Here is a 25765-nt window from a genome sequence, read left to right as displayed (position 1 = left end):
GTGCGGTGAGCGATCTCCTGCAAATGCTTGTCGGCTAGGTGGCGTGACGAAATTGAAGTGAACCAGAAGGACTGCAAACGCAGAGAAGACAATGACAGAGGTAATGAGCGGACAGGATTTGATCGATGCAGGCATGAGCCAGGGCAAGTGGTTTCGAGATGCGCTGGAAGCGGCCAACCGGGTGCTGAGCGATGGCGGTTCTACGACCGATGCGCTGGCGGTTGCCCGCGGTTATCAGCCGGGGCCGACCCTGCCGCTTAAGGCGCAAAATGACGTGCTGATCCATATGAACATCCGTGCCGAAAACGCGTTCGAACAGGACAATATCGAGAAGGTGAGTGCGACGATGCGCGAGCTTTGCCGAACGCCGGTCGTGCGTGCAGCCGCGATCATGCCCGACGCCTGTCCCGCCGGCCCGGTCGGCACGATACCGGTTGGCGGCGTGGTGGCGTCGGAAGCGATCCACCCTGGTATGCATTCGGCCGATATCTGCTGCTCGATGGCGATCTCGATCTTCCCGGGTATCGAGCCTAAGGCCTTGCTTGATGCCGTCCACGCGGTGACCCATTTCGGTCCCGGCGGACGTCCGCGTGGCGCCCAGATTAAGCCTTCCGAGGCGACATTGTCGGCGTTCCAGGCAAACCCTTTGCTGAGGGAGATCCTCAGTGTGGGCATCGATCAATTCGCCACGCAGGGCGACGGCAATCATTTCGCCTATGTCGGCCAGATGAAATCAACCGGCGAGACGGCGCTCGTTACGCATCACGGATCGCGCGCTCCCGGCGCACGACTGTATGATCGCGGCATGAAGATCGCCAACCGGTTCAGGGAAGTGCTTTCGCCCGAAACGCATCGGGAGAATGCCTGGATTCCGGCCGAGAGCGAAGAGGGGGAAATGTACTGGTCGGCATTGCAGACGATCCGCCAGTGGACGAAGGAAAACCACTACGCCATCCATGACATGACGGCAGAAAAGCTGGCGGCGAAGGTGAGCGACCGTTTTTGGAACGAGCATAACTTCGTATTCCGCAAGTCCGACGGTTTGTTCTACCATGGTAAGGGTGCCACGCCAGCTTTCGACAACTGGGCGGACGACGCGACCGATCTGACGATCATCCCGCTCAACATGGCCGAACCGATCCTGATCGTGCGCGGCTCGAATGCGCCCCATGGCCTCGGCTTTTCGCCGCATGGCGCCGGCCGCAATTTCTCGCGTACGGCGCATATACGTCGCCTCGGCGAGGAATTCGGCGCCGATAACCGGGGTCTCAGCCCGAATAACATCGCGGCTGTCATGGAGAGGGAGACGTCGGGCCTCGACGCCCGCTTCTTCTCCGGCACGCCCGATATTTCGGAGCTGGCGAGCGCCTACAAGAACGCCGCCAATGTCCGGTCGCAGATCGAACATTACGGCCTTGCCGAAATTGTCGACGAGGTCATCCCATACGGGAGCATCATGGCCGGCGACTGGCAGAAGGACGCGCCATGGCGCAAGAAGCGCCGATAGTTGGAAAGTGAGGGCGGGATTTTCCGGCGGCCGACCGGCACGGACCGGCGCGCTTGTCTCCATGGCTCCGTCACATCACTCGATATACTCGCAGCCGGCTTCCTTCAGTACCTTGTCAACCCAGTCGCGGTTGACTGTACCAGCTTCGGTCTCGGCCATCTGCTTGGTTTCGGCGTCGTGCTTCTTGATCGTGGCCGTCAAAATATCATGCGCATCGACCTTCGGCACGCTGACGACGCCGTCGAGATCGCCAAGGATTAGGTCGCCCGGTTCGATGACGGTGCCGTTGATCGCAATCGGAAGACCGATTTCTCCAGGGCCGGTGCGATAGGGGCCTCGATGGGTCACGCCGACGGCGAAAGTTGGAATGTTCCGTTCCAAAAAGGCTTCGGCGTCGCGGATGGCGCCGTTCAGCACGAAGCCGGCCACGCCGCGCCGGATGGCATGGGCAAGCATCAGCTCGCCCATCAACGAATTGGCCAAATCCGCGGCAGCATCAACGACGATTACGTCGCCTGGCTGAGCCATGTCGATTGCCTTGTGCAGCATCAGGTTGTCACCCGGCCGGGTCCGGACGGTCAGCGCCGGACCTACAAGGTTGCCCGACTTATGCATCGGCCGCATTCCTGTGCCGAGCGCACAGATGCGCGACATAGAATCGCTTACATTGGCAACGGGAAGGCTTCGGAAGGACTGGACAAGAGCCGGCTCGATGCGATTCCAGTTCAGTTTGATGCGAAATCCGTACGTCATGAATACCTCAGGCAGAGAGTTCGGTTGGACGTGCAATCGAGCGTTCGTCCGGCGCATTGCCGTCGAGAACGCTGATAATGTGATGCGCGGCGATGATTGCCATCGCATCGGCGGAGCCGTATGTGACACCGCCAATGTGTGGCGTTGCAATCAGCGTGTTGAAGGCCCAAAGCGGGTTGTCGGCCGCCGGCGGCTCGGTGGCGAAACTGTCGAGAGCTGCCCCTGCGACAGTCCCAGCGCCGAGAGCCTCTGCAAGTGCCGCTTCGTTGACAATACCGCCGCGTGCGGTGTTCACCAGAACCGCGGAATTCTTCATCATCGCGAGCCTCCTCGCGTCGATCAGATCGCGTGTTGCCGCGGTCAGCGGGCAGTGAATGCTGAGAATGTCGAGCGCCGGCAGCATGGCGTCGATATCGTCTGAAGTTGCGAAACCATCGGCTTCTGCTGCGTCCGGCGCGAAGGGGTCATAGACCACGACTTCCATGCCAAGAGATTCGGCCATGCGTGCCGTCTCGCGACCGATCCCGCCGTAACCGACAAGACCTATTGTGGCGCCTAGGAAATCCTTGCCGATAAATGTCGGCTTCGGCCATTCACCGCTTTTCACGGCGCGATCGAGCGGCAGTATTTCCTTGATCAGACTGAGCACCAGCGCGATCGTGTGCTCGGCGACGGCACGCGAATTCGAGCCCATCGCCCGAAGCACGGGGATGCCGAGCTTGGCGGCTGCGGCGATATCGACATTGTCGACACCGACGCCATGCTTGGCGATGACCTTGAGATTGGGAGAAGCGGAAATCACCGCTTCGTCGATGCGGCCTTGGCGCACCATCAGTCCGTCAATCTTGAGATCGGCGGCGCGCTTGGCCACCACATCGGACGGATCGTAGGGTGGCGAGAAGAACACGTCGATATCATGCGCATTCAACAGTCTTATCGCCTTTTCAGCGATCTGGTTGTGGCTCACAAGGATGCGTCGGCCACGCATGCCGTGCTCGACCCCTTGGATGATGTCATGGATCATCAGCTAGCGCTTCCTTTCTGCGATTTGCGAATTAGATTTTCGGCGCGCGTGACGATCGGCGCGTCGATAAACTTGCCGTCCAGCATGAAGGCGCCTCGTCCAGCGGTCGCCTCTCTCTCGTTAGCGGCAACGACTTTCAGCGCCCAGGCGACCTCCTGCGGACTTGGCGCGAAACCTTCGTTGAGGATAGGAACGACGGAAGGGTGAATGCAGCTTGCCCCGTCAAAACCGAAGTCACGCGCCTCCAGTACGGCGGCGCGAAGGGCCTCCTTGTCGGCGAAATCCGCGATGGTTCTGAGAAGCCCGAGAGACAGCACGCCGGCCTCCTTGGCCGCGTAATGGATCATGAGCTTGGGATAACGCAGCACCTCCGGCGTCGGCTTCGCATCCATGGCGGTCGCAAGATCCTCGCCGCCGCAGGCAAGGGCCATGACGCGCGGCCCCTTGGCAATGGACCGAACCTCGAACAGGCCCTGCATGTCCTCTATCAGCGGCACGAAGGCGATCGGCGAGCGATCCTTTTCGTGGTTTTCGAGGCTCTTCGCCAAACGGACGAGAACATCGGGGCTGCAGACCTTCGGGACGTAAAGTCCGTCGGCACCGGCTTGCGTCGCGGCGATCGCGTCCTCGATCAGCCGCTCGGAGTGGTTGACGCGCACGAACACCCGGCCGCCGGCCTTCTTGATCGCCGGTACCCATCTCGCCAATCCATCTCGGGCTTCGGTCTTGGCTGCCTCGGGTAAGGCATCTTCAAGATCGACGATAACGGCATCGGCCCCGCGCTGACCGGCCTTTTCCAGAAAACGGGGCGCGTTGCCCGGTACGTAGAGGAGTGACGAGATCATGCCTTGTCCTCCAGGTCAGCCAAGGTCATGCCGATCTCGGCAAGGATTTCTTCGGTCTGTTCTCCGATGCCCGGTGCCGGATGACGAAAGCCCCCTGGAGTCGTCGAGAAGCGCGGAAAAATGTTGTGTTGCGGAATGCTGCCGAGATCGGCATCTTCCACATCCACGACGATTTGCCGCTCGGCAAAATGCGGGTCTGTGCTGATATCGGCAATGTCATAGACCGGACCAACGGTTGCGCCAGCGGCACGCATGGCTTTCAACGCATCGTCGCGGGTGCGGGTGACGAACCACGCGCCGAGTGCTTCATCCACCAGCTCGCGATGGCGGACACGTTCGACATTGGTCGAAAACCGCGGATCGTCCTTCATCTCCGGGCGGCCGACAATGTCGAAAATCCGCATCGCGATGACCTGGGTCGATCCCGAAAGCGCCACATATTTGCCGTCGCTGCACAGATAGACGTTGCGCGGTGAGACCGTATTGGAGCCTGAGCCGGAGCGCTGCTTGACCTTGCCAGTGACGCTATAGATCGATGCTTCCGGCCCAAGCGAGGCGAAGATCGGCTCCAGCAGGGAAAGATCGATCACCTGACCCTCGGCGTCACCGCGTTCGCGGGCAAACAGCGCCATCATTACGGCATTGGCACCCGTCAGTCCTGAGATCATGTCCGCCAGCGCCAGAGGTGGCAGTACCGGTTCGCGATCCGGAAAACCGGTGCGCGAGGCAAAGCCGCTCATCGCCTCGACCAACGTGCCGAAGCCGGGCAGCTTGGCATAGGGGCCGGTCTGGCCAAAGCCCGAGATCCGCACGATGATAAGCCCCGGGTTGATTTCCAGGAGGCTTTGCGGCGAAAGCCCCATTTCCTCCAGCGTGCCCGGCCGAAAGTTCTCGATGAAAACATCCGCCGTTTCCAGCAGCTTCTTCAGGGTTCTCAGCGCCTGCGGCTGCCGCAGGTTGAGCGCGATCGAGCGCTTGTTTCGGCCATAGGTTTTCCAGTGAAGCGAATGGCCATGGTCGCGCCATTCGCGCAGCGCATCACCCTGTGGCGGCTCCACCTTGACGACGTCGGCGCCGAAATCGCCGAGCTGCAGCGACAGCATGTTTCCGGCAACCACGCGGCTGAGGTCAATGACCCGGATACCGTGCAGCGGGCCCTTTTGTTCCGGCTGAAACCGGACGGTTGTTTTCGTCTCTGCCATGAAAACCTCAATTCGCGCCGGGCTTGTCGGGGAAGACGGCGCAATGTTCCTGAGGAATGCGCACGAGGATCGAATCCTGCTTCAGCTCTGAAGGCGTCTGAACCCGGAACTCGATCGGGCCCGACCGGACCGCATATTGCCAGACCGAGCCGAGATAGGTCCGCTGATCGATCGACACCCGCATCGTGTTCGGGCCAGTCTCGTTCGTGAGCTCGATCTTTTCAGGGCGGATGGCAACGACGACGGAACCGTCCTTGCCGGCGGCACCGGGGGGCGTGACGAGCTCGCTGCCATCGGCCAAGCGGATGCGGGCTTTGTCGGCACCGTTCTCGACCATCGTTCCGTCGAAAAAGTTAGACGAGCCAATAAAGTCCGCGACAAAGCTGTCGGCTGGTCGCTCGTAGATTTCGCGCGGCGTGCCGAGCTGGCGCATCCGTCCCATGCTCATCACCGCAATCCGGTCGGAAACGGCCAGTGCCTCTGCCTGGTCGTGGGTGACGTAGATGGTGGTGACCTTCAATCGTTCCTGCAGCTCTCGGAGCCAGACGCGGGCACGCTCGCGCAGTTTGGCATCGAGGTTGGAAAGCGGCTCGTCGAGGAGCAGAAGCGGCGGGCGGTAGACGAGGGCTCGAGCAAGTGCGACGCGCTGCTGCTGGCCACCGGAAAGTTCGAACGGAAAGCGGTCCGCATAGGGAAGCATTTCCACGAGGCCGAGCGATTCCCGGATGCGCTCGTCACGCTCTGCTCTTCCAATCTTTCGGAGCGTCAGAGGAAAAGCGAGGTTCTCGGCAACGGTCTTGTGTGGCCACAGCGCGTAGGACTGGAATACCAGACCGATATTGCGCTTCTCCGGCGGCACCGTGTTTTTGGCGTTGCCATCGAACAGGATTCGGTCGCCGATGCGGATCGTTCCTGACGTAGCATGGTTGAGACCGGCGACCGCGAACAGCGAGGTCGACTTGCCGCAGCCGGACGGCCCGAGCAACGTCAGAAACTCTCCGGATTGAACATGGATGTTGAGGTTGTCGACAGCCGTGACGGCGCCGTACTTGATGGTCAGGTTCTGAAGGACGAGATCAGCCATAGATTTTGGCTCCCATGACGCGGCGAGCGATGATCACGAACGCGGCGGTAATGACGACTTGTATGGTTGCGAGGGCGGAGACCGGGCCGTTGTCACCTTGAGCGACAAGCTGCAGCATGGTGGTGCCGATGATTTCGGACCCCGGTTGATAGAGGAAGGCCGCCGTCACGTATTCCTTGAAGAAGTGGATGAACAGCAACGCATAGCAGCTGAACAGCGCGGGCTTGAGGATCGGCACAATGATGCGTGTCACGGTCGTCCACCAGTCGGCGCCGGAAATGCGCGCACCGCGGTCGAGTTCCTCACCGACCTGAGCAAGCGCCGGCGCGATGGCACCAAAGCCGACCGGAATATAGCGGATCATGAAAGCAAGGATCAGCACCGCGATCGTGCCGCGGATGACGTCTGCTCCGGGCAGCCAGATAACTGCGTAGAAGAACCCGAGGCCAGCGATGATGCCGGGAAGCGCGCGCGGGAAAAGCGCGATATATTCTAGCGCCCGGCTATGCTTGAAATCCGACCGGCGGGCGACCAACGCGATGACCAGAATGAAGAATGTGCCGATCGCAGCACCGATCGTCGCGACCAGAACGGAATTGACGATCGAGCGCACGTAGGTGGCCGAGCCAAGAACCTGCTCGAAATTGGCGGTCGTCATCACCTTCCAGACTGGTATGAGCGGTGTGAGGAAGCTCACCGCCGAGCGCAGAAAAATGCCTCCGAAGATTGAAATGATCGTCAGGAATGCGAATGCGAAGACGAACAGGAACGCCGGCCAGCGCCAGGCACCGAGATCGAGCGTCGAGGGACGGCTTGCCTTGCCGCGCACGGTGACGAAGCGGCCAGCGCCTTTCATCAGAAAGCCCTGTAACCAGACAAGCAAGGCAACGACGACCAGTAGGATGACGGCAGCGGCGCCCACGATTCCATATTCTGGTCGTACCGCAGCGTTGATGCCGGCGTTATAGAGGAAGGTCGTGACAGTCTGAATTCCAGACGGACCGCCGAACAGCAGCGGGATGGCCAACATCTCGATGCCAACGACGAAGTTGAGCACGGCCGAATAGATGATCGCGGGACGGATCATTGGGATGGTGACCGAAAACAGGGCTCGGAAGGGACCAGCTCCGGTCGAGCGCGCCGCATCTTCGAGCAGCGGGTCGGCCTTTGTGACGGCGGCGAGACACATGAGATAGGTGAGCGGCGCCTGGCTGAGGCCAGCGACGATACCCATGCCAGTGACACTGTAGAGGTTCCAAGGCGCGCCGCCGAGATAGGTTTTCGCCGCCAGCGTCATGAAGCCTGACGGTCCGTACATGGTGAACCAGCCGAAGGCGATGACGAGGTTCGAGACGAACAGCGGCCAGATAAAGATCTCGCCCAGCCACTTGCGACCCGGCAGGTTGGTACGACCGACGAGCACCGCCATGACAGCACCGAAGACCTGCGCGACGACCATCGTCAACGCACCGAAATAAAGGGTGTTGAAGAAGACGCCGGCTATGCCCGGTTCGCTAAACAGGCGGCTGAAATTGCCGACCGTCATGACAGCCGTATCGTCGTAGAGCGGCTTGTCGAGGAAGGCCTGGAAGACAATCGGGGTGATCGGACCGAATACGAGGATCGTCGTCAGCGCCGCAACGCCCCAGTAGATCGCACGCGATCGGTCTATCCCCCGTCCGGCCGTGCCGGGGTGGCTGATATCCGTCATCGATATTTCCTGTCAGGGTTGATGGAAGGGCCGACGACCAGTCGGCCCTTTGGCTCGGCTTACTTGCCGGCGATCGCAGCGTTCCACTTTGCGACGAAAGGACCGGCTTCCGTAATCAAGCGCTGGTCGAAACCGGCCGTGATCACATTATCCTTGCCGACGATTTCGCTTATCTTCTGAAACGTGTAGCGAACCTGGTCCTCTGGAACGTCCTCGCGATAAGGCACGAGACCGCCCTTGCCGACCTGAGTCTGGCCATCCTGGCTCAGCGCATAATCGACGAAGAGTTTTGCCGAGTTCGGGTTAGCTGCGCCCTTCGGAATACCCATGCCGCGCAGCATCATGATCGTGCCGTCGTCCGGAAAGGCAAAGCCGAGGATTTCGCCACCCGGCTGTTCCAAGCGCGGAAAGATGGTGATGCCGGAAACGGCAATGCCCATCAGATATTCGCCGGTGGCGATCTTCTCGTTCATCGGACCGCCCGAGGTTTCGCCGCGGATCATCGGACCGATCTTGCGAAGTCCGGCCCAGCCGGCTTCACCTTTCTTGTCCATATAGGCCCACCATGCGGTAAGGCCGAAGCTGTTGCGGGCCGCATCGTAGGTGGTAATCTTTTCCTTGAACGTATCCGGATCGGCAACGGCGTCTTCAACCAGTGAGGCGAAACCTTTCGGGCGCTGATCTTCCGGCAGAAGAGCGGCATTGTACGTGATGACCAGCGGATCGGTGGAAAGCACGTTCACGCCGGGATAGGGGTGGGCGAATTCCGGGAGCTTGGCGATCTCGGGGCTCTTGTAATCCTCCATCAGGCCGTCTTTGCCGTAGGATGCCCAACGGTCGTTGGCGCCAGAGACCAGTACGTCGGCGGTGCGGGCGCTCGAGCCTTTTTCGGCTTCCCAGCGCGAATGGACAGTGCCCGATCCCAGATCGACAGTCTCGATCTTCACCCAAGGATACTTCGCGTTGAAGCCCTTGATGAGCGGGTGCCAGTTGTTGTCGGCCATGTTGGAATAGATCATGAGGCCCTTTTCGGAGCGCGAACCTTCGATGATCTTCGAGTAATCAGCGGGATAACCGGCTGGGGCATCCTGAGCCTGCGCGAAACCGGCAATGCCGGCCAAAAGCCCGGCCACGGCCGAAAGTGTTACAAATTTCATTCCTTACCTCCCTTTGGATAAACGACGACTGCGGCGCGCCAACTCCTCGGTAATCGCGACTGCAGTTTCCCTGACCACGTGACTGATGCGGTCGGAATTTTGAATGAAGCGCCCTTGCGGGCCGGATATGTTGAAAGCAGCTATGGCTTTGCCATTTGCAGCAATGATCGGCGCGGCAGCACCGGCAGCACCTTCAACGACACCCATCGCATTGACGTAAAAACCTGATGCGCGCGAACTGGCGATAGCTTCTTGAAGTTTCGACTGATCATCCTCGGACAGGGACGACGCTTCCGCATAGGCTTCCACATCCGCATCGCTGCCCGATGCCAAGAGAACGACGCCGCTCGCAACCTTGTGTGCTGGACGCGTCGGCACGATGTCGCGATCGTAAAGGATCTCTCGCTTGGGTAGCACTTTGTTGAGATAGCGGATCGATGGACCTTCCAGCACGGCGATGAACCCGCTCTCCCCCGTCTCTTGGACGGCATTCAAGAGATAAGGTGACACAAGCGCAATCAGCGCCCCGTAGTTTGGACCGTCTGCAGAGATCTCACCCGGGAGCCTGATGAGTTGGTACTCACCGCTGCCCAGTCGGTGGATGTAGCCGCGCTCGGCCAGCGATTGCAGCATGAGAAGCGCGCTCGACTTGGGCATGGCAAGTGCAGCCGCGATCTCTGAAAGGCTCGCGCCCTCCGGTGAAGCCGCAAACCACTCGATCATATCCAAAACACGCTCGACACCACGACCGCTCACGATAACCTCTATCTTCAAAAGTTCAGCATAATGAACAGATACAGAATAGTGAAAATTGACGAGGTAGTCAACACGCGACCATTTTGTTGCGTCTCTCCGTCTCGTGCTGCGGCATGCTGAGAGGCTTGAGTATCAGAGCCGGATACAGCAGCGGCGTGAAGGTTGGCAGCTCATTGACCAAAGCCGCAGTCCTGCGAATGGACGCGATCCAAGCCTGGCCTTGATCTGGCGATCCAGCGCGACAAATAGCTGTCTGATCGATGGGGAAATGCATCCGATGAAGACGCTCGCAAAGGCGGTTACCGCCTCGGTTCTGGTCCTGATCCTTCAGGGTTCGGTCCCATATCTTTTGGGGACATCCCACGTACAGGCCCAGTCGCCACCCGATGCCACCGTATCTGACGCGGCGATGGGCAAGATGAACACGTACGTCGAGTTTCTCAACCAAACCCTGCGCGCGTCCGAGTCGCTACAGCGTTACGACAGTTGGGTCGACATGAAGACGGGCCCGACCGGCAAGGAGCGCATCATCTATGGCATGTACTCTCTATACGACGTGAGAGAGTTGGCGGGCAAAGCCTTGGCTTCCGCTCAGGAAGAGCCAAAGCTGCCGGAGCTTGACGCTGCCATGACAGCCTATGTCGAGACCTACCAGCAACTGGCTCCCGTCATCGAGCGGGCGAACAAGTATTACGAGCGCCAGGACTATAAGTCGGACAAGATGGCAGACGGTAAGGCGTTCCATAAGGACATTGCTGCCCTATCGCCCGTCTATGAAGAACGCCGGAAGACAGTGGACGCCGCAATGAGGACCGAAAAGGTCAAGCTCGACCGCGCATCGCTACTCGCGCTCGAAAAGGCCGAGGGCAAGAAATCGCGCTGGCATGTGCGAAACGTCATGTTCCGGGCAGAGGCCGTGATGGACGTGATGCCGACAAACGAAAAGCCCGTGGTCGCCATGCCTGCATTCAGATCAGTGCTTGCCGACTACGCTCAGGCTGTCCGGGAGTTCGACGACTACGCTCTCCAGCATCCCAACTCATTCCACGTGTTTGAGTCCAGCCCGGCGTCGCTCCTGTCCAAGCTTCGCAATTTCGACGAAAAACTCGAAATGGCCAAAGGCGACGCTCGCAAAGGCGCGGGCGACGATCTCGAATGGCTTGTCTCTGACTACAACACGATGGTCTCCACCTCAGAGTCCGCTACGGTGTTTGCCAAGGACTGATATGCGTATGGCGATGATGGCGAAGGAGTGGCTGCATAGATGAGAACCCATCTCGAGAACGGAACCTAGGTCAACGAGCCTGCGAACTGGGAGGTCTCGGCCGATCGTCTTACCATGACGACCGACCAGAAGACAGACTTCTGGCAGACGACGCATTACGGGTTCGAGCGGGATAGTGGACATTTTCTTGGAGTTTCGGTCAGCGAAGGATTCACAGCGCGGGTCCGGGTCCAGGGAGTTCCGATCCCTGTAGGACCAGGCGGGTTTGATGTTGCGGATTGACGAGACACGCTGGATCAAGACCGGTGTCGAGTTTACGGACGGCGAGCGCTTTCTGTCAACGGTTGTCACCAACGGAAGCTCGGACTGGTCCGTCTCGCAGCCGTTTCAAGGATTGGAAGACTTCATCATACGGATCACGCTCAAAAACGGAGCGGCAAGGATACAGGCCTCGTCGGACGGCAAGGTATGGCCGCTTCTCCGCCTGGCGCCGTTCCCTTCCGCAGATCGCTATCTCATTGGACCGACCGCCTGTACGCCGGAGCGCGGCGGGCTGAACGTGCGCTTTTCAGACTTTGATGTGGGTGAGGCCATAGGGAGCGATCTCCACGATCTGTCGGTATGAGGCCAGCTTGGAGTGGTGAAAGACTGATGAGCGCTGCGTGGTTCAACCGCCACGGCTCTCTGCCCTCAGAACCAGTTCTTCAACTCAACGCCAGAAAGGCGGCAATCAGCGCCCTTAAGAATACAATAGGGATGCGAGAGAGGCTGTCCGTAAGCCGACGTTCGAAACCTTACAGACCAGAAAACCCGGGCTTTTTCGTACCTCGAAACGGCCAGCGGCATCGCGACGGCTCCTGCTATCAGGCTGGACACCGATAGAGCTGATCCTCAACGTCCTGCACTCAGTCCGGTGAGTCCGCGGGCGAGCCACCCGTTCGATCTTTCCGAAGGGGTTACCGGACGTTACGCCGAGCGACGCGAGGGGAGCACCGCATGCACGGCCGTTACGCCAATGACGACGATGGCGCCAAGGATGATGCCCAGCAAAGCCTGAAGCGAGGATGTCGTAAGCCACCCGACCACAGCCGGAGCAACCCCGATGGTAGTCGTCATGAAATGGGATACCCCTTCTATGACATGCTCGGGTGTTGACAGTCCGAGCCCATCCAGCCCGTGGACGACGATACTGCCGCCGACCCAGAGCATGGCCGCAGTGCCCACGGCCGCCAGGATCTGTAGAAACACCGGCACACCCTTGACCAGGCTGCGGCCGATCACCCGTGCCGTGCCAGATCCCGCCTTTGCCATGTGCAATCCGATGTCATCGGCCTTTACGATGAAAGCCACGACGCCATAGACGGCAACCGTTATCAGCACTCCTACGGCAGCGAGCACCATAGCCTGGGTATAGATGCTGGAATCCGCAACATCGGCAAGCGTCAGGGCCATGATTTCTGCGGATAGGATGAAGTCCGTGCGGATAGCCCCAGCGACCTTCTGTTCTTCGAGCGCGACCGGGTCAACCGGTGTCGACGAGTCACCCACATCGTGCGCGTGGGGGGCCAGCAGACCGTATATTTTCTCAGCGCCTTCGAAGCACAGGTACAGGCCGCCGATCATCAACAGCGGGGTGATCAGCCAGTTGGCGAAGTAGCCGAGCAGGAGGCAGATGGGCAGGAGGAAGACCAGCTTGTTGCGCAGCGAGCCCAGAGCGATGCGCAAAATTATCGGCAGCTCCCGGGCCGGTGATAGCCCAACGACATAGGTCGGGGTTACAGCCGTGTCGTCGATAACAACGCCTGCAGCCTTGACGCTTGCTTTTGCAGTCTGGGCCGCAACATCGTCCAGCGACGTAGCAGCCAGCTTCGCTATTGCAGCGATATCGTCGAGTAGTGCTATCAGGCCTGTCGCCAACGAAATGCTCCGTTAATTTCCGATTGGACACTCACAACAGATCAATAGCACGTCAAGTTCCGTCATCTCTTTCCCTAGCTTTTTGAAGGTAGGGCACGCCTTTACCCCGCATTTTCGGAGCTAGGAACTAAGCTTAAACCCCCGTACTTCAATCACTCCAACCAGGGCAGGGTGCCCTTCGGGATGCTTGAGCCAATCAATGTCGCTCCCCCGGCAAGGCTCAACACGAGGAGGGTTGAGAGAACTGCGACTGCCGCTGCGCCAGTCGAGTTTCCTTCATACTGCAGGGCAAAAATCATCACACCTATGGTTTCCTTTCCCGACGACCAGAGCAGTGTCGAAAGCGTCAGCTCGTTGAGCGCCGTCATCACGACCAGAATCGCCCCGGCAGCCGCGGCCGGTAGCACGCCGGGCAAGAAGATGGACAGGATGCGGCGATTAAGACCGGCGCCGGTAATGCGAGCCGCCTCGTCCAGTGCGGGGTCGGCTGATTGCGCGGCGGCGGCCACGGGCCGGAGCACCAGCGGCAGGAAGCGCGAGAGATAGGCGATGACGAGGATCGCCATGGTCCCGTAGAGCGACAGCCCGATCAGCGGCAGCGGCTTGAGGAACGCGAGGATCATGCCGAGCGCGACAACAGTGCCGGGAACGACCCAGGGCCCCTCGATGACGAAATCAAGCAGCCGGAGCACAGGATTTGTACGGCGTTGAGAAAGAAAGGCCAGCGGTACGGCCACCAGCATCGAAATTGCGGCCGTGATCACGGCGAGCAGCAGCGAATTGGCAAAAGCCCTTCGCACGGTCGGATTGTCGAGCACGGCGCGGAACTGGTCGAGGCTTATCGTGTCGGGTCCGAAGGCCACCCCGATGGCCGGCAAGAGCGCAGTCATGGTCAGCGCCGCGAGCGGCACGAGCGACAGGATGAGCACCACGATCCACAGCAGGAACTCGATTACAGGCGCGCGGCGGGTAGGCACGAAGGGTGTCCCGGCCGGAAGCGGCACGGCGATGCGGGTCGTGACGATGTTGCGCAGGACGATGGCAAGCGCCGCCATGGCAGCGAGCATCAGCGCCAGTGTCGCCACTTGGCCGGCGGCGGCCGGGCCGAAGCCGTTCAGCCGTTGGTAGATCAACGTTGTCAGGACCGAGATGCGGCCCGGAATGCCAAGAAGTGCCGGCACGCCGAAATTGCCAATCGCCGCGGTGAACGCGATCAAGCTTCCAGCCAGCACCGAAGGCATGACGATGGGTAAGACGATTCCGAGGCCGATCCTGCCTGGCGAAATACCGAGGATGCGCGCGGCCTCGACAAGGTCGGCCGGCAGTGCCCGCAGCGCCGCCCGGACAGCAATGAAAACCAGCGGCATGTGTTCGATGCCCATCACAAGCGCGATCCCGCCAGTTGAATAAAGCGGGTTGGTGGAGCCCGGCGGTGGCGCAAGGCCGAGCGGTTTCAGGATCGGCGACTGCGCGCCAAACAGTTCAATCCAGGCAAGCGCCATGGTTTGCGACGGCACGATCAGCGGGATCAGGATGAGAAAGGTCAGTGCGGCGCGGGTGCGGAGTTTCAAAAGGCTGACTGCAAAGGCGAGCGCCACGCCGATGACAGTCGACACGGCAACGGACAGAAGCGCGGTCTGCAGCGTTCCCGAGAGCGCCCTGAGTGCCGAGCGACTGGCGAGCGTGGTCAGCATCAGCCCGAGCGGCGTGCCGTCCTCGCCGGGTTGGAAGGCGGCGGAAAAGAGCCGCGCGAGCGGCCATAGCGTCGTGAAGGACACGTATAAAACGAGAAGGGAGACGAGCAGATGCTCGCCTCCCAAACGATGCGGCCGGCCCATAACGGGTCTGCGGATCATAGGGTCAACCGCCAAACAGTTCCGCGAACTTTTCCTTGGTTTCCTTGTCGGCCTTGAGCATGGCATCGCTATCGGCGGGCAGGATCTTCAGTGTGGTAAGCGCCGGGTACCCTTCCGGCTGCGCGACACCGGGCAGGATCGGGAAATAGCCCTGGGCGGCGGCCTGTACCTGGGCTGCCTTGGAGAGCTGCCAGGCGACGAAGGTCTTGGCTGCCTCGACCTGATCGGACCCCTTGAGCACGGCGACTGGCTGGGTGATCGAGCTTACACCTTCTGCGGGAAAGACGAAGTCGACGGGTGAACCCTTCTTCTTGGCGTTGAGGGCCATGTATTCGATGATGATGCCGTAGGCCTTTTCGCCGCGCGCAACGGCTTCGACAACCGTGCCATTGCCCTGGCCGGCAACGGCGCCGGCCTCGGCCAGCTTTTCGTAATACGCCCAGCCGAATTCAGGCTGCTGCGTTACCGTGCCGACATGGATGACGGCCGCACCGGAATAGAGCGGGCTTGGCATGATAAGGCTCTTGGCCGCATCGGCGGCAAGCAGGTCGTTCCAGCTCTTCGGGGCGGTCTTCACGAGGTTCGTGTTGTAGATGATCCCTGTGGTGATCACCTTGGTGCCGAAAAAGGTCTTGTCGGCATCGATGAAGGCCGGGTTTATGCCCGCAACCGGAGCGTCGGTAAAGGCCAGAAGGCGGTCGTCGTTCTTCAACTGCGTCATCGCGACGGTATCAGCGATCAGGATGACGTCGGCCGGGCTGTTGCCAGCGGCATATTCAGCCTGCAGCTTGGCCATGACCTCGGTCGTGCCGGAACGGAAGAGTTCAACCTTGATCTCTGGATGGTCGGCGTTGAACGCCTCGATGACCTTGGTCATCTGATCCTGCGGCTGCGAGGTGTAAACGGTGATCGTGTCTGCGGCCGCGGCCTGGAAGGCGAGGCCGGCAAGAATGGTTGTGGCGACGAGCGTGCGGAAGAACATGAGAACCTCGTTGATAGGGCAGATTGTTTTGAACGCGGCCCCGCCCGGGCGATGGGGAGACGGCCACCGGTTCGGCAGGTGCTGTTTCGCCTAGCTCACAGAGATGACGGCAGAACGACAGGTTGACGATCGACCAGTGACACGGCCGGCCCAGGTTTGGCCTGTTCCGCCGTCGCCGATCACCCAGCCGCCCGTAAGGACGAGTTCGATCGATGTGCCGGGCGCTAACCGCTCCTCGAGCGGCAGGCTGACGACGTCGCCGTCAATCTCAGTCGGCAGACAGTGGCTGAGGAAGACGCCGTTCTGAAAGACCTGACCCAGGAGCTCGACCTTCAGGTGGCCGCCCTCAGGCACGCGCTTGAAATCGGAGGCGTGACAGCACAGCCAGCCATAGCCTGTCGGGGCCTCGCCCGGCATGTCGAGGAGCTGCTGGCCGAGCATGACCTTCGTTCGACCCGCTCCGGACTCAACCACTTGCACCGGCAGCGTCCGTCCCCGACCGATGAAACGGGCAACCATGCTCGAAGACGGCTGGCGGTAAAGCTCTTCCGGCGTACCGAGCTGCTGTAGCCGGCCCCGGTCCAGGACGGCGACATGCGTCGCAACCGCCATCGCCTCGTCCTGATCATGGGTGACGAATACGAATGTGGCGCCGGTCAGACTATGGATACGGCGGAATTCCGCGAGCATGGCCTCACGCAAGTGAGAATCGAGATTGGCAAGCGGTTCATCGAGCAGGATGAGTTGCGGTCTGGTTGCGAGCGAGCGAGCAAGCGCTACCCTTTGCCGCTGTCCACCCGACAGTTCGTGCGGCCGGCGGCCATCCAGCCCCCGAAGCCCGACGACGTCCAGAACCTCATCGATGCGTTGGTTTCGCTCCTGAACCGTGAGCCCGGCGACTTTCAAGCCGAACTCGATATTTTTTCGTACGGTCATCGTCGGCCATAGCGCATACGACTGAAAGACCATTCCAACGCGACGCTTTTCCGGTGGGACAAAGACGGCATCACCGGCGACTAACTGATCGTCGAAATGGATCTCTCCTTGATCGGGATGCTCAAGCCCGGCGATCAGGCGCAGAAGAGTGGTCTTGCCGCAGCCTGAAGGTCCAAGCAAGGCGAGAAACGCTCCGTCGGGAATCGCGAGCGAGACGCTATCCAGCGCTGTGAACTGGTCGAAGTGCTTCGATATCGCGTTGAGGCATAGATGCGGCACGTAATCGCCCTCCGATCGTCAAGATCAGATTCCACGAATATGTGACGTGTGGATGACAGTCAGGTTCGAGGCATAGCCAGTTCCGACTGGGTAGGGCAGTAGAACGAGGTCGATATTCTCGCTATCGAATTCGTACTGAAGGCCATCAAGCCCTTGGAAATTGCTGTGACGGACGTGCCCGATGGACGCTGAGTGCGTCGGATTGAGCGGTGCCTATCTGCACTCAATGGATGCCTTTAGACGGTTCCGGTAATGTCGCGTCCTCTCGAATGGCCGGAATAATCGAGACCGTGCTTTCGAGCCTGTTTCTCAGTTCCTGTGAAACAAATGGAGCCGGACTGTTTTCGTCATCTGTCTCCTGAGTTTCTTCATCGACCCCCAGCGAGGACAGGCGATAGTCGATAGCAAGAGCGTAGATTGCTTCCAGCAGACCCCTCTCCTTGATGTCCGGGTCGGACAACGCAAACAGGGAGGCTTTGACAATGCGTTTGCTCGATGTCTTCGGGCATTCGTCTACGACATGAGCATAGAGTTCTTTGCCGGTTAGACCGTCGGCTGCGCCACTGACGAGCGCCTCGTAGACCTTGTTCAGTTTCTTGCCCATGAGGATGATTCCTTTTTCGGATGAAAGTTCGGTTCCGATGACGACGGTGTGCGAATGTCGTTCAGGGCAAATTGATCCTGACGACTGCCCGGCCTGGTGTCAAACTGGATCGGGCTGACCTCGTGTCAGGATCGCACTCAATGCAGCCATCAGGACTCTTAAGCCCATCAGGTAACTCCCACGCAGGATTACGCAGACGACTGCTTGGCCAAGGCCATCTTATTCCTTAAGCCGCGTCACAAAACTGAAATAGACCAGGGATAGCTGGAGACAGCATTGTCGCTTCGGCGCGTGTTGCGTTGATCGAGAGTGTTACCTGGAGACCCGGTCGTTGAGAACCCATCTCGAAGTTGTGCATGCTTTATCGGATCTATTGCGACGATTGCGGCTGAGGCCGCCGTCGCAGATTCGGTTTCGCACGATCGCAAACACGCCGACGACAGTGAAGTTTTCCAGGCACGAGCTACTCAACGCTCTCTATGCCCTTGAATACGAGGGTGTTATCGCACTCCACAATGATTACAGCTTCAGTGTGCTGAAGCCCTCTTCCGCAATCTAGCCGAGGGGGCAAGTGAGCTGCGCCGCACCGGCACGCACGCGGTTATGTCACAGTAAATTCACACTCCGTAGACATTTGCTTAAGAGCCGAAGGGCATTGATGCCGCTGTTTTCTTGCCTTTGAGGTCTAAGCCTTTGCTCTTCGCCAATCTTCGAATCTCGCAGCGCGTCATGCTCCTGGCGGCGATGGCGCTCGTCGGTATCATCACGATCTGCGCCATCTTTATCGGTCAGCGCCACGTCGAGCACGGATATCGTGCCGCTGCAGATGCGCTTGCCGAGAGCAAAGCCGACGTTGCAAGCCTGTCGGCCAGCGTGAGCGCCAGCTACATGTTCCAGCAGGCATTCCTGCTCGAAAAAGAGATGGCCAGCACGGAAAAGTTCAAGGCAGCCGTTTCCGAAGGTCGTAGCGTGCTGGCGAGCCTTCGTCGTTCCGCCACTCCTGATCTCGCAGCCCAACTCGACCAACTGAGCATTGGCCTGACCGCCTACGAAGCAGCGTTTGATACGCTTGTGAAGAACAATCAGGACCTTGGTCTCGATCAGGACAATGGCTTGCAGGGCGCCATGCGCTCGGCGGTTCATTCGATCGAGGGACGTCTGGACTCCGTCGACGATACCGCTATTCGCGCCAGCATGTTGATGCTGCGGCGTCATGAGAAAGACTTCATACTGCGTGGCGATGCCTCATATCTGCAAAAACACACAGAGGAGGCTGAGACATTCGCGACGCTTGTGAAAAACGCCTTCCGCCCAGGCGCGCAGCGCAGCCGGGTGCTCGATGGCCTGGAAATTTACCGATCGGCATTTCGCTTTTACGCCGAAGCCAGCATTGGGGAAGCAGAGACCCGCAAGGATGTTGCAGCTGCCTACCTTGCGTTAGAGCCGCAGGTGCAGGCTGTCAGCACAGCTTACGAAACGGAGCGCGAGACTATCCTCGTGGAAAATGAAAGAGTCGCGTCTCGCAACCTTACCGTCGTCGCCGGCCTGGTTCTGCTGGCGATCGTCGGGCTTGGTGGCGGCGTCTGGATTATCGGCCGGTCCATTACGCGGCCAGTCGCGGCGATGACCGGTGCCATGGGTAAACTCGCCGAGGGACAGACGGATCTTGCGATCCCGTCGTTTGGATCTCGCAGCGAATTCGGTGCCATGGCCGGCGCGCTGCACACGTTTCGGGAGGCGGCGATCGCCAACCGTCGTTTGGAAGAAGAAGCAGCGACCGTACGGGCCAACGCGGAAGGTGAACGCGTCCGCCTGCAACGGGAAGCAGAGACCGAGGCAAGGGCACGATTGAGCCATGCAACCGGAGGTCTCGCCGAAGGGCTGCGGCGTTTGGCAAGCGGCGATCTCGCTTTCGAACTGACCGAGCCATTTGCGCCGGACTTCGAAAATCTACGCCGCGATCTCAATGCAACAGTCGCCCAGTTGGCCGATGTCATGAGCTCGATCGCCCATGCAAGCATTTCCATCGAGGGGGGAAGCCGCGAGATCGCCTCGAGCGCTGACGATCTGTCCCGCCGTACCGAGCAGCAGGCCGCATCGCTCGAAGAGACCGCGGCAGCGCTCGAACAGATCACTGCCAATGTCGGCAACGCGTCGCGCCGATCGCAAGACGCCCATCGTATTGCCAGCGAAACCAATGCCGCGAGTGAAAGCACAGCTGTGCTCGTTTCAAATGCGTTGAAAGCCATGGCACGCATCGAGATCTCGTCGACCAAAATCGGCGGAATCATCGGCGTGATCGACGAGATCGCCTTCCAGACCAATCTTCTGGCTCTCAACGCCGGGGTCGAGGCGGCAAGAGCGGGGGAGGCAGGACGAGGATTTGCGGTGGTTGCCCAGGAGGTCCGCGCTCTGGCAGGACGGTCGGCGGAAGCCGCACGAGAAATTAAGCAACTGATCCAGACGTCTGACCGCGAGGTTCTAGACGGCGTTCGCTGCGTCCGTGAGACCGGCGAAGGACTGACCGAAATCACCGGCCGCGTGGAAGCGATCACCACGCAAGTCGAAGCGATTGCCCTTTCGGCTCGCGAACAATCCGTCGGCCTCAACGAGATCAACACGGCCGTCAACATGCTCGATCACGGAACACAGCAAAATGCCGCGATGGTCGAGGAAAACAATGCGGCAAGCGCACTGCTCATGAACGAGGCGCAACGCCTACGCGGTCTCGTCGGCATGTTCCAGCTCGCGCAGGGACCATCAACATGCGACACTCACGCGAGTGGAGTGGACCACGCTGCTTAATTTCAGCGAGATTTCTGGAGCCGGCGCCTCGATCACCGGAGAGCAGCATCTTCACATTGAGATGACTACGTGTCGGTGACGGGCGACGATCAGCGACCGCTCTCGTGGGAGACCCGCACCTCGCGACCGCGAGGAAGGTTGCGCGTCGTTGCGAAACCGTAATTAGTCCCGAACAACGCGTCTGAATGCACCGGACGAATCGAAGCGGCACTCGAACGTGGTGACCCGCGATCCCTCGGGTGGGAACTGGCCGTAGACAGTGAACCCGCCCCCCGTGCGCTCCACCGGGAGAGTAAGGATTTCCTGAGGCCTGCGGCCGAACGTGGCAGATGCCTCTCCCTGGCAGAATTTACCCATGCTTCCGATGGAGACCCTCTGCCGCGACTTCGTTTCGATATCGCGTTCCGGCGGCGGTGAATACGTGTTGCCGCGGAACGGGAAGTCCGGCTTGTCGCCACGGGAGTTCGGACATTCGTAGCTCATGGAGTACCACGTCACCGGTCCTGGAACGCTGTCGCCCAGGAGCCCTCCGGCGTGGCTCTCACTGAAGAGAACGTGGTATTCGCCACCGCAGACTCGCTGAGCTTCCTGGATGCATGCTCCGCTGTTGCCCTTACACTTCGTCTGATGAACGTCGTTTGCAGAAGCGGGGAGGGCCGACAGCAGGACGATGCCCATGAGAGATTTCGTTACGAGGCGCATTCCAAGTCCTTTCGTTCGAACGTTGCGGCGCGAAGGCCATGAGTTGGATTTTCAATGGCGACTGGCCTTCGGGGTTCACTCCACTGCATTGATCGGCACGTGGCCGAACTCCAACATGAAGACAAATCCAGTCCAGTCGTTGATGATATGGGCGCCCGCGGAGACCCAGAGATTTCTCGTGACGATATAGGCGAGCGTGAATATCAGGCGGGCAAAACCGATGCCGATGAGAGACTGTGCAAAGTGCCAGTCATAGGTCGGCAGATGCGCCGCGCCGAAGAGCAGAGACGAAACGACAACGGCGATAACGATCCCCAACCTTCGTGACAGGTGCAAACGCTGCACGCACAGCCACAAAACAGCGAGGAAAGGCAGTATTCCGAAAAGCTCTTCCCCTACCAACTGGATGCCGGTCACCAGAAGCGTGGCGCTCACCTCGGTTGCCGACATCACGGCGATCGCATCCGCGACGGGATTGGAGTAAAGTTCGAAAAACTGTTGCAGGACCAAGCCCATCGCCATGGATCCCAGGAGCGTAGCAAACCCGAAGAGCACCATCAGCCCCACGGATCGAAATCCGACAGGACGGAACAGGCACTTCCAGTGTGGCCCGGCTACCTTGCTAAGCGCCAACACGGGGACTGCGACGAACAGCAGCGCCGGAATGAGATTGTAGGGGAAGGTGCGAAGGGGAACGAGGGAGAGCACAAGCAAAGCGGCCGCCAACGATACCATGACAAGGAGCCAGCTTGGTCCATCAATTTCGACGGGCTTGCCGTTGTAGAACGGGAAATCGCGATCGGTTGAGATCATCGTTCGAACCTCGACATTTCCGGACGACGGTGTCGCACGCGGTTCGGATGACTACTCGACGTAGAGCGTGAGATCGTAGCTCGCGGTCTCGTCGCGCCTTGCTGCATTGCGCATCAGATAGACGTCGATGAGGTACTTGCCGCTGGACGGGATCGTGATGCTGGTGCCGTTTCCATCGATCGAGCTGTTGTAGAGAGCCGCATCGGCGCCCGGAGCGGTCACATTGAAGTAGAGGCTGGTATTGCGGGAATCGAGCTGGACGCTCATCTTCTGGCCCGCCGTAACCGACAGCGCGTACTGAACCGTCTGGTAGCCTTTGACCGACGATTTGATGGTTGAACTCGAGGATCCCGTAGCAAAACGAACCGTCTCGCGCCGCATCTCGTCGGCGACGGAGGGCACGGCTGCCATCATGGCGACCCCGAATATCAGGCTTTTCATAATCTTCATCGACTGGCTCCTCCCGTTCGATCTACGAGCAAAGTCTCTGGCACGGCTTAGCGCCTTGACGAAGTTGCTCGGGTTCATGCGACGACCTCCCGGTGTCTATTTCAAAAACCTACATTAGCTGAAATGGCATGGGAAGCCTGTTCGGCCAAATCCTACACGGTGGCAGCTGCCCGCCTGCGCGCAGAGACAGGGCACTGCACAGTGACGTCTGGTGCCGACGCTGGTAAGAGGGTGCAACCCCACGCAGGCATCAACGGGAAGGACTGGCACGTGGACTTCATGAAACTGCTGAAGTCGCTCGAAGAGCTCCTCTACGAGCTCGTGTCGTGGCTGGTCTTTTATCCCGTTACTATGTGGCGTGCCGTCGTCAGGCCACTCAGCATGATGCGCTACGCAGACATCGAACTCGCCGACGAGCCGGAAGAACAGTATCAGGACACGCTTAGCCCGCCCCTGTTCCTGCTCATTACGCTGCTTCTCTCACAGGCGCTGTCCGGAGCACTGCCATCGGTCTACGATCCGACGGAAGCTGCCCGCGAGCTCGGATCGGGCTCCAATCTTATGATCGCAAGAGGGGTGATCTTCGGTATCTTTCCGCTCTGCATGGCGGTGACGCTGCTGCGATCGAAAAGGGTCAGGATCACCCGAAATTCTCTCCGCCCGCCCTTCTTCAGCCAGTGCTATGTCGCAGCACCCTTCGCCTTCTTTCTCGTGCTGGGCCTCGATTTCTTCAGCATGCCGCAGGAGCAAGGAAACCTTGCCGGCGTCGTCGCAATGGCGGTTGCCACCATCTGGTACGCGCAGGCGCAGGTCCGCTGGTTCAGGCACGACCTTGGCGTCGGCGCGCTGAAAGCCATCGCTATTTTCGTTGGAGCATTCCTGTTTGCCACCATCGCGGCGTTTACCGTTGCAGCGGTGATCACTCTCGACGCCAAGAGCATCGCTCCCGGCCCTGGTTGATTAACTGGCGGAGAAGAGCGACCGGTGGTGCCATGACGTCATTTTCGTCCGTGACGGATGATCAGCCACATGGGGATGAAAACTCCGATGACGGCCCAGAGAACTACGGAGGCACCGAAGTGAAGTCTTCCTGTTTCGGCAAGTGATATGCCGAGGACAATGGCCGCTACGGTTGTCACAAAGACTGTGATGGACATGATGATCCAGAAAAGCATAGTCATTCCATGATGATGTGGTCGGCACGGTACTTCACAGGACCATCCCAGCCGACGGGGGTCACGCCGGCCTCGGCGCAGATAGAATCTCAGACGGGCTCTCGCGATCAAAACGCGTGCGCCGTTTTGACGGCCTTGCAGCCTCAGGGCCTCTGTGTGACGATCCAACACTCAGGAGGGACCTCATGAACCGCGGCGAAGATTTTGCCCACATCGTCTACACGCTTCTCGTGGTGGAGAAGCAGATGTCGGTTGAGGAAGCGGCGGCCGCCTTGGGGATGAGCTACGCCTCGCTTCACTCGCGACTGATTGCTCGCAGCCCTTTTTCCGCCGACGAGATCCAGGCTCTGATCAGACTGTTACCGGACCCGAGACTGGCGTCTTATCTTCTGGACGGAAGCGTCTTTGTGGCAGCAGAGCGTATAATGCCTCCGGTCGAGGGACGCCTTGCTAACGAAGCGGTACAAAGGGGAGCGACAAAGGTCGTTGTCGAAGCGGCCGATATCCTTGAGTTTGTGGACGCTGTGTTGGCAGGCGGCGGGCTGGACCACCGTCACAAGAGGCTTCTACTGAAGGATATCGTTGAGGCCGAACGAGCGCTTGCAACACTTCGGTTGCAGATTTCGGAGGACTGATGGGATGCTGTTGCGTTTGAGAAATCTGCTTTGCGGAACTCAAGCTCGATCGCCGCGTCGTCCAGTACTGCTATAAGCTCGTAGTGCCTGTCAGACTCTTCAATCGCAAAATGACGGGCGGCTGCTTCGTTGACGAAGATGCCACCGACCAGCCCGAGGCGGTCGTTTACGATCCAACCACCCCGACGATTTCTGCCAATCAGGAATCTTGGTCCAGCGAAAGCTGTGTTGCCCGGGAGGGGAATCTTCTCATTCGCGGACTGTTTTTCGATCATCATTTGTTTCTCCTTTTGCTCAAGACGCATTCAAAAGCGGCAAAAGAAAAATAAGTCTGAGGGCATGTCGAAATCGATGTGGCTTCGCGACAAAGAAATATAGACGGCGTAGTTTTCAGGCTGGGGCGTGGTCAACGGTCGCTCCTCAAGAACTCCGCGCATACGGTGCGAAGGACGATTTCTTCGTCCCGCTCGAGCGGCATCAACGGCAACCGAACGTCGGTGGGAAAGGGGCGATCCAACGAGACGGCAACCTTCAGCCCCGCGACATCACACGTATCCAGTTGCGGTGTGGACCTTGCATCAACGGACCAGTTCGGTGACGTTACCGGTGCTGGGCGGATGTTGTTCAGCGCAGATATCACGCCCGATCCACCAAGTGCGAGGAAGGAAGACAGGGAGTGGTCGTCCCGGGACAAGTGCTTGAACCGGTTGCGCAACGAGGCCCTGATATTGGCGAAGTGGGCAAGACGTGCGGGGCCGTGGCAAATACCGACGACCTGAGCGAGGTCAGCAAGCTCGACAAGCATCTCTTCCCCGAAATCTCGCGCCGTCCTTGACGGATCGTCGTCGATCAGGATGGGAAGCCGGACCGCAGCGTCGATCTGTCGGAAATGATCGACTACGCCTTTCAGGGTTGGCTTCGTGTAATAGGGCACCGTCAGCAGCAAGGCCTTTGCCCCCAGTTCCTGCGCCCTCAGCGAACGTTCAATCGTCTTCGCCGTACAGTTCGATCCTGTCGCGGCGATGACAGTCAGTTGGCTATCCGCACAGCGGACGGCCGTTCTCAAAAGCAGGTCCTGTTCCCTCTGCTCAAGCGCGCAGCTCTCCCCGATGACATCGTGGACGACGATACCGTCGATTCCCGCCGCGACTTGGTGGCGGACTTCAGCCTCGAAGACTGCGATATCGACGCTGGTGGCTGAGAACGGCGTCAGCATCGCTGTGATAGAAAAAGGCCCTGGCCCCCGAAAGAACGTCATGGTGATTTCCCGTTGAGACGAGACCGACGTCGAACTGATCGCCGATCTTCCAGATGTCGATGGGTCGGACGAACTCGTCAGCTTTCCGT

At 59.6% G+C, this 25765-nt stretch carries 23 protein-coding genes and 1 pseudogene; 7 read left to right on the top strand and 17 right to left on the bottom strand.

Translation table 11 applies throughout. The features are described from left to right. Positions 1 to 103: 103 nt before the first annotated feature. Entirely contained in the window at positions 104 to 1507 is a 1404-nt protein-coding gene (locus tag ASF70_RS01995; RefSeq protein ID WP_062576991.1) for an RtcB family protein, read from the top strand. Positions 1508 to 1582: 75 nt separating this feature from the next. On the opposite strand, the gene ASF70_RS01990 is transcribed toward ASF70_RS01995, so the two are convergent. The 8 genes from ASF70_RS01990 to ASF70_RS01955 are packed head-to-tail and all read right to left on the bottom strand — an operon-like array spanning position 1583 to position 10039. Next, positions 1583 to 2260, bottom strand: a complete 678-nt coding sequence (locus ASF70_RS01990; RefSeq protein ID WP_062576988.1) for an RraA family protein — start codon at positions 2258 to 2260, stop codon at positions 1583 to 1585. Positions 2261 to 2267: 7 nt separating this feature from the next. After that, positions 2268 to 3284, bottom strand: coding sequence for a hydroxyacid dehydrogenase (locus ASF70_RS01985; RefSeq protein WP_244473922.1), 1017 nt, complete (start codon positions 3282 to 3284; stop codon positions 2268 to 2270). Continuing rightward, a complete protein-coding gene (locus tag ASF70_RS01980; protein WP_062576987.1) occupies positions 3284 to 4129 on the bottom strand; it encodes a CoA ester lyase in 846 nt (281 codons plus the stop codon). Before ASF70_RS01980 ends, ASF70_RS01985 begins: the two co-directional genes overlap by 1 nt. Further along, entirely contained in the window at positions 4126 to 5331 is a 1206-nt protein-coding gene (locus ASF70_RS01975; RefSeq protein ID WP_062576985.1) for a CoA transferase, read from the bottom strand. Before ASF70_RS01975 ends, ASF70_RS01980 begins: the two co-directional genes overlap by 4 nt. A gap of 7 nt (positions 5332 to 5338) precedes the next feature. Next, the gene (locus ASF70_RS01970; protein ID WP_062576983.1) at positions 5339 to 6415 is read right to left on the bottom strand and encodes an ABC transporter ATP-binding protein; all 1077 of its coding nucleotides are present in this window, start codon (positions 6413 to 6415) and stop codon (positions 5339 to 5341) included. Continuing rightward, positions 6408 to 8126, bottom strand: a complete 1719-nt coding sequence (locus tag ASF70_RS01965; protein ID WP_062576981.1) for an iron ABC transporter permease — start codon at positions 8124 to 8126, stop codon at positions 6408 to 6410. Before ASF70_RS01965 ends, ASF70_RS01970 begins: the two co-directional genes overlap by 8 nt. A 59-nt stretch (positions 8127 to 8185) precedes the next feature. Further along, the gene (locus ASF70_RS01960) at positions 8186 to 9283 is read right to left on the bottom strand and encodes an extracellular solute-binding protein (protein ID WP_062576979.1); all 1098 of its coding nucleotides are present in this window, start codon (positions 9281 to 9283) and stop codon (positions 8186 to 8188) included. Positions 9284 to 9286: 3 nt separating this feature from the next. Further along, entirely contained in the window at positions 9287 to 10039 is a 753-nt protein-coding gene (locus tag ASF70_RS01955) for a helix-turn-helix domain-containing protein (RefSeq protein WP_082471705.1), read from the bottom strand. Positions 10040 to 10316: 277 nt separating this feature from the next. Between ASF70_RS01955 and ASF70_RS01945 the strand changes: the two genes are divergently transcribed. Both ASF70_RS01945 and ASF70_RS01940 read left to right on the top strand, forming a co-directional pair. Next, entirely contained in the window at positions 10317 to 11264 is a 948-nt protein-coding gene (locus tag ASF70_RS01945) for a YiiG family protein (RefSeq protein WP_082471704.1), read from the top strand. 39 nt (positions 11265 to 11303) lie between these two features. Continuing rightward, positions 11304 to 11889 (top strand): annotated as a pseudogene (locus ASF70_RS01940) (DUF1349 domain-containing protein). Positions 11890 to 12230: 341 nt separating this feature from the next. Here ASF70_RS01940 and ASF70_RS01935 read toward each other — a convergent pair. From ASF70_RS01935 to ASF70_RS01915, 5 genes are all read right to left on the bottom strand, one after another. Then, the gene (locus tag ASF70_RS01935) at positions 12231 to 13181 is read right to left on the bottom strand and encodes a DUF808 domain-containing protein (RefSeq protein WP_062576974.1); all 951 of its coding nucleotides are present in this window, start codon (positions 13179 to 13181) and stop codon (positions 12231 to 12233) included. 152 nt (positions 13182 to 13333) lie between these two features. Beyond that, on the bottom strand, positions 13334 to 15037 hold the full coding sequence (locus tag ASF70_RS01930) for an iron ABC transporter permease (protein WP_062576972.1): 1704 nt from the start codon (positions 15035 to 15037) through the stop codon (positions 13334 to 13336). Positions 15038 to 15041: 4 nt separating this feature from the next. Continuing rightward, the gene (locus tag ASF70_RS01925; protein ID WP_062459092.1) at positions 15042 to 16019 is read right to left on the bottom strand and encodes an ABC transporter substrate-binding protein; all 978 of its coding nucleotides are present in this window, start codon (positions 16017 to 16019) and stop codon (positions 15042 to 15044) included. A 90-nt stretch (positions 16020 to 16109) separates the two neighbouring features. After that, a complete protein-coding gene (locus tag ASF70_RS01920; RefSeq protein ID WP_082471702.1) occupies positions 16110 to 17234 on the bottom strand; it encodes an ABC transporter ATP-binding protein in 1125 nt (374 codons plus the stop codon). A gap of 223 nt (positions 17235 to 17457) precedes the next feature. Next, a complete protein-coding gene (locus ASF70_RS01915) occupies positions 17458 to 17838 on the bottom strand; it encodes a hypothetical protein (RefSeq protein ID WP_200943492.1) in 381 nt (126 codons plus the stop codon). Between the two features lie 729 nt (positions 17839 to 18567). Here ASF70_RS01915 and ASF70_RS01910 point away from each other — a divergent pair. Beyond that, positions 18568 to 20643, top strand: a complete 2076-nt coding sequence (locus ASF70_RS01910) for a HAMP domain-containing methyl-accepting chemotaxis protein (RefSeq protein WP_062577181.1) — start codon at positions 18568 to 18570, stop codon at positions 20641 to 20643. Between the two features lie 162 nt (positions 20644 to 20805). Here the strand turns inward: ASF70_RS01910 and ASF70_RS01905 are convergent, their stop codons facing one another. The 3 genes from ASF70_RS01905 to ASF70_RS01895 all read right to left on the bottom strand — a co-directional run bounded on the left by ASF70_RS01905 (position 20806) and on the right by ASF70_RS01895 (position 22608). After that, the gene (locus ASF70_RS01905; protein WP_062576971.1) at positions 20806 to 21345 is read right to left on the bottom strand and encodes a hypothetical protein; all 540 of its coding nucleotides are present in this window, start codon (positions 21343 to 21345) and stop codon (positions 20806 to 20808) included. Positions 21346 to 21420: 75 nt separating this feature from the next. Beyond that, a complete protein-coding gene (locus ASF70_RS01900) occupies positions 21421 to 22158 on the bottom strand; it encodes a type II CAAX endopeptidase family protein (RefSeq protein ID WP_200943490.1) in 738 nt (245 codons plus the stop codon). A gap of 51 nt (positions 22159 to 22209) precedes the next feature. Then, positions 22210 to 22608 carry a hypothetical protein gene (locus tag ASF70_RS01895; protein WP_062576969.1) on the bottom strand — a complete coding sequence of 133 codons (399 nt, stop codon included), beginning with the start codon at positions 22606 to 22608 and terminating at the stop codon, positions 22210 to 22212. Between the two features lie 270 nt (positions 22609 to 22878). Here ASF70_RS01895 and ASF70_RS01890 point away from each other — a divergent pair, with 270 nt between their 5' ends. The 3 genes from ASF70_RS01890 (at position 22879) to ASF70_RS23840 (ending at position 24747) form a co-directional block, all read left to right on the top strand. Further along, positions 22879 to 23568 (top strand): hypothetical protein, encoded by a 690-nt coding sequence (locus ASF70_RS01890; RefSeq protein ID WP_062576967.1) that lies wholly within the window; start codon positions 22879 to 22881, stop codon positions 23566 to 23568. Between the two features lie 400 nt (positions 23569 to 23968). Then, positions 23969 to 24418, top strand: a complete 450-nt coding sequence (locus ASF70_RS01885) for a phage regulatory CII family protein (protein WP_062576966.1) — start codon at positions 23969 to 23971, stop codon at positions 24416 to 24418. An 83-nt stretch (positions 24419 to 24501) separates the two neighbouring features. After that, the gene (locus ASF70_RS23840) at positions 24502 to 24747 is read left to right on the top strand and encodes a hypothetical protein (protein ID WP_156461718.1); all 246 of its coding nucleotides are present in this window, start codon (positions 24502 to 24504) and stop codon (positions 24745 to 24747) included. A 77-nt stretch (positions 24748 to 24824) separates the two neighbouring features. On the opposite strand, the gene ASF70_RS01875 is transcribed toward ASF70_RS23840, so the two are convergent. Beyond that, complete coding sequence (locus ASF70_RS01875; RefSeq protein ID WP_062576962.1) at positions 24825 to 25676, bottom strand: dihydrodipicolinate synthase family protein; 852 nt, start codon at positions 25674 to 25676, stop codon at positions 24825 to 24827. Positions 25677 to 25765 lie beyond the last annotated feature (89 nt).

Origin of the sequence: Rhizobium sp. Leaf321, assembly GCF_001423215.1 — a bacterium.
Lineage (GTDB): Bacteria > Pseudomonadota > Alphaproteobacteria > Rhizobiales > Rhizobiaceae > Neorhizobium > Neorhizobium soli.
The sequence above is the reverse complement of the archived record's forward strand: the minus strand, read 5'-3'. Positions and strand labels throughout refer to the sequence as shown.

What these genes read in the sequence shown, in the direction of transcription:
- ASF70_RS01995 (WP_062576991.1), top strand. Translation starts at nt 104, where the DNA reads ATGAGCGGACAGGATTTGATCGATGCAGGCATGAGCCAGGGCAAGTGG.
- ASF70_RS01990 (WP_062576988.1), bottom strand. Translation starts at nt 2,260, where the DNA reads ATGACGTACGGATTTCGCATCAAACTGAACTGGAATCGCATCGAGCCG.
- ASF70_RS01985 (WP_244473922.1), bottom strand. Translation starts at nt 3,284, where the DNA reads ATGATCCATGACATCATCCAAGGGGTCGAGCACGGCATGCGTGGCCGA.
- ASF70_RS01980 (WP_062576987.1), bottom strand. Translation starts at nt 4,129, where the DNA reads ATGATCTCGTCACTCCTCTACGTACCGGGCAACGCGCCCCGTTTTCTG.
- ASF70_RS01975 (WP_062576985.1), bottom strand. Translation starts at nt 5,331, where the DNA reads ATGGCAGAGACGAAAACAACCGTCCGGTTTCAGCCGGAACAAAAGGGC.
- ASF70_RS01970 (WP_062576983.1), bottom strand. Translation starts at nt 6,415, where the DNA reads ATGGCTGATCTCGTCCTTCAGAACCTGACCATCAAGTACGGCGCCGTC.
- ASF70_RS01965 (WP_062576981.1), bottom strand. Translation starts at nt 8,126, where the DNA reads ATGACGGATATCAGCCACCCCGGCACGGCCGGACGGGGGATAGACCGA.
- ASF70_RS01960 (WP_062576979.1), bottom strand. Translation starts at nt 9,283, where the DNA reads ATGAAATTTGTAACACTTTCGGCCGTGGCCGGGCTTTTGGCCGGCATT.
- ASF70_RS01945 (WP_082471704.1), top strand. Translation starts at nt 10,317, where the DNA reads ATGAAGACGCTCGCAAAGGCGGTTACCGCCTCGGTTCTGGTCCTGATC.
- ASF70_RS01930 (WP_062576972.1), bottom strand. Translation starts at nt 15,037, where the DNA reads ATGATCCGCAGACCCGTTATGGGCCGGCCGCATCGTTTGGGAGGCGAG.
- ASF70_RS01925 (WP_062459092.1), bottom strand. Translation starts at nt 16,019, where the DNA reads ATGTTCTTCCGCACGCTCGTCGCCACAACCATTCTTGCCGGCCTCGCC.
- ASF70_RS01915 (WP_200943492.1), bottom strand. Translation starts at nt 17,838, where the DNA reads ATGGGCAAGAAACTGAACAAGGTCTACGAGGCGCTCGTCAGTGGCGCA.
- ASF70_RS01910 (WP_062577181.1), top strand. Translation starts at nt 18,568, where the DNA reads ATGCTCCTGGCGGCGATGGCGCTCGTCGGTATCATCACGATCTGCGCC.
- ASF70_RS01905 (WP_062576971.1), bottom strand. Translation starts at nt 21,345, where the DNA reads ATGCGCCTCGTAACGAAATCTCTCATGGGCATCGTCCTGCTGTCGGCC.
- ASF70_RS01900 (WP_200943490.1), bottom strand. Translation starts at nt 22,158, where the DNA reads ATGATCTCAACCGATCGCGATTTCCCGTTCTACAACGGCAAGCCCGTC.
- ASF70_RS01895 (WP_062576969.1), bottom strand. Translation starts at nt 22,608, where the DNA reads ATGAAGATTATGAAAAGCCTGATATTCGGGGTCGCCATGATGGCAGCC.
- ASF70_RS01885 (WP_062576966.1), top strand. Translation starts at nt 23,969, where the DNA reads ATGAACCGCGGCGAAGATTTTGCCCACATCGTCTACACGCTTCTCGTG.
- ASF70_RS01875 (WP_062576962.1), bottom strand. Translation starts at nt 25,676, where the DNA reads ATGACGTTCTTTCGGGGGCCAGGGCCTTTTTCTATCACAGCGATGCTG.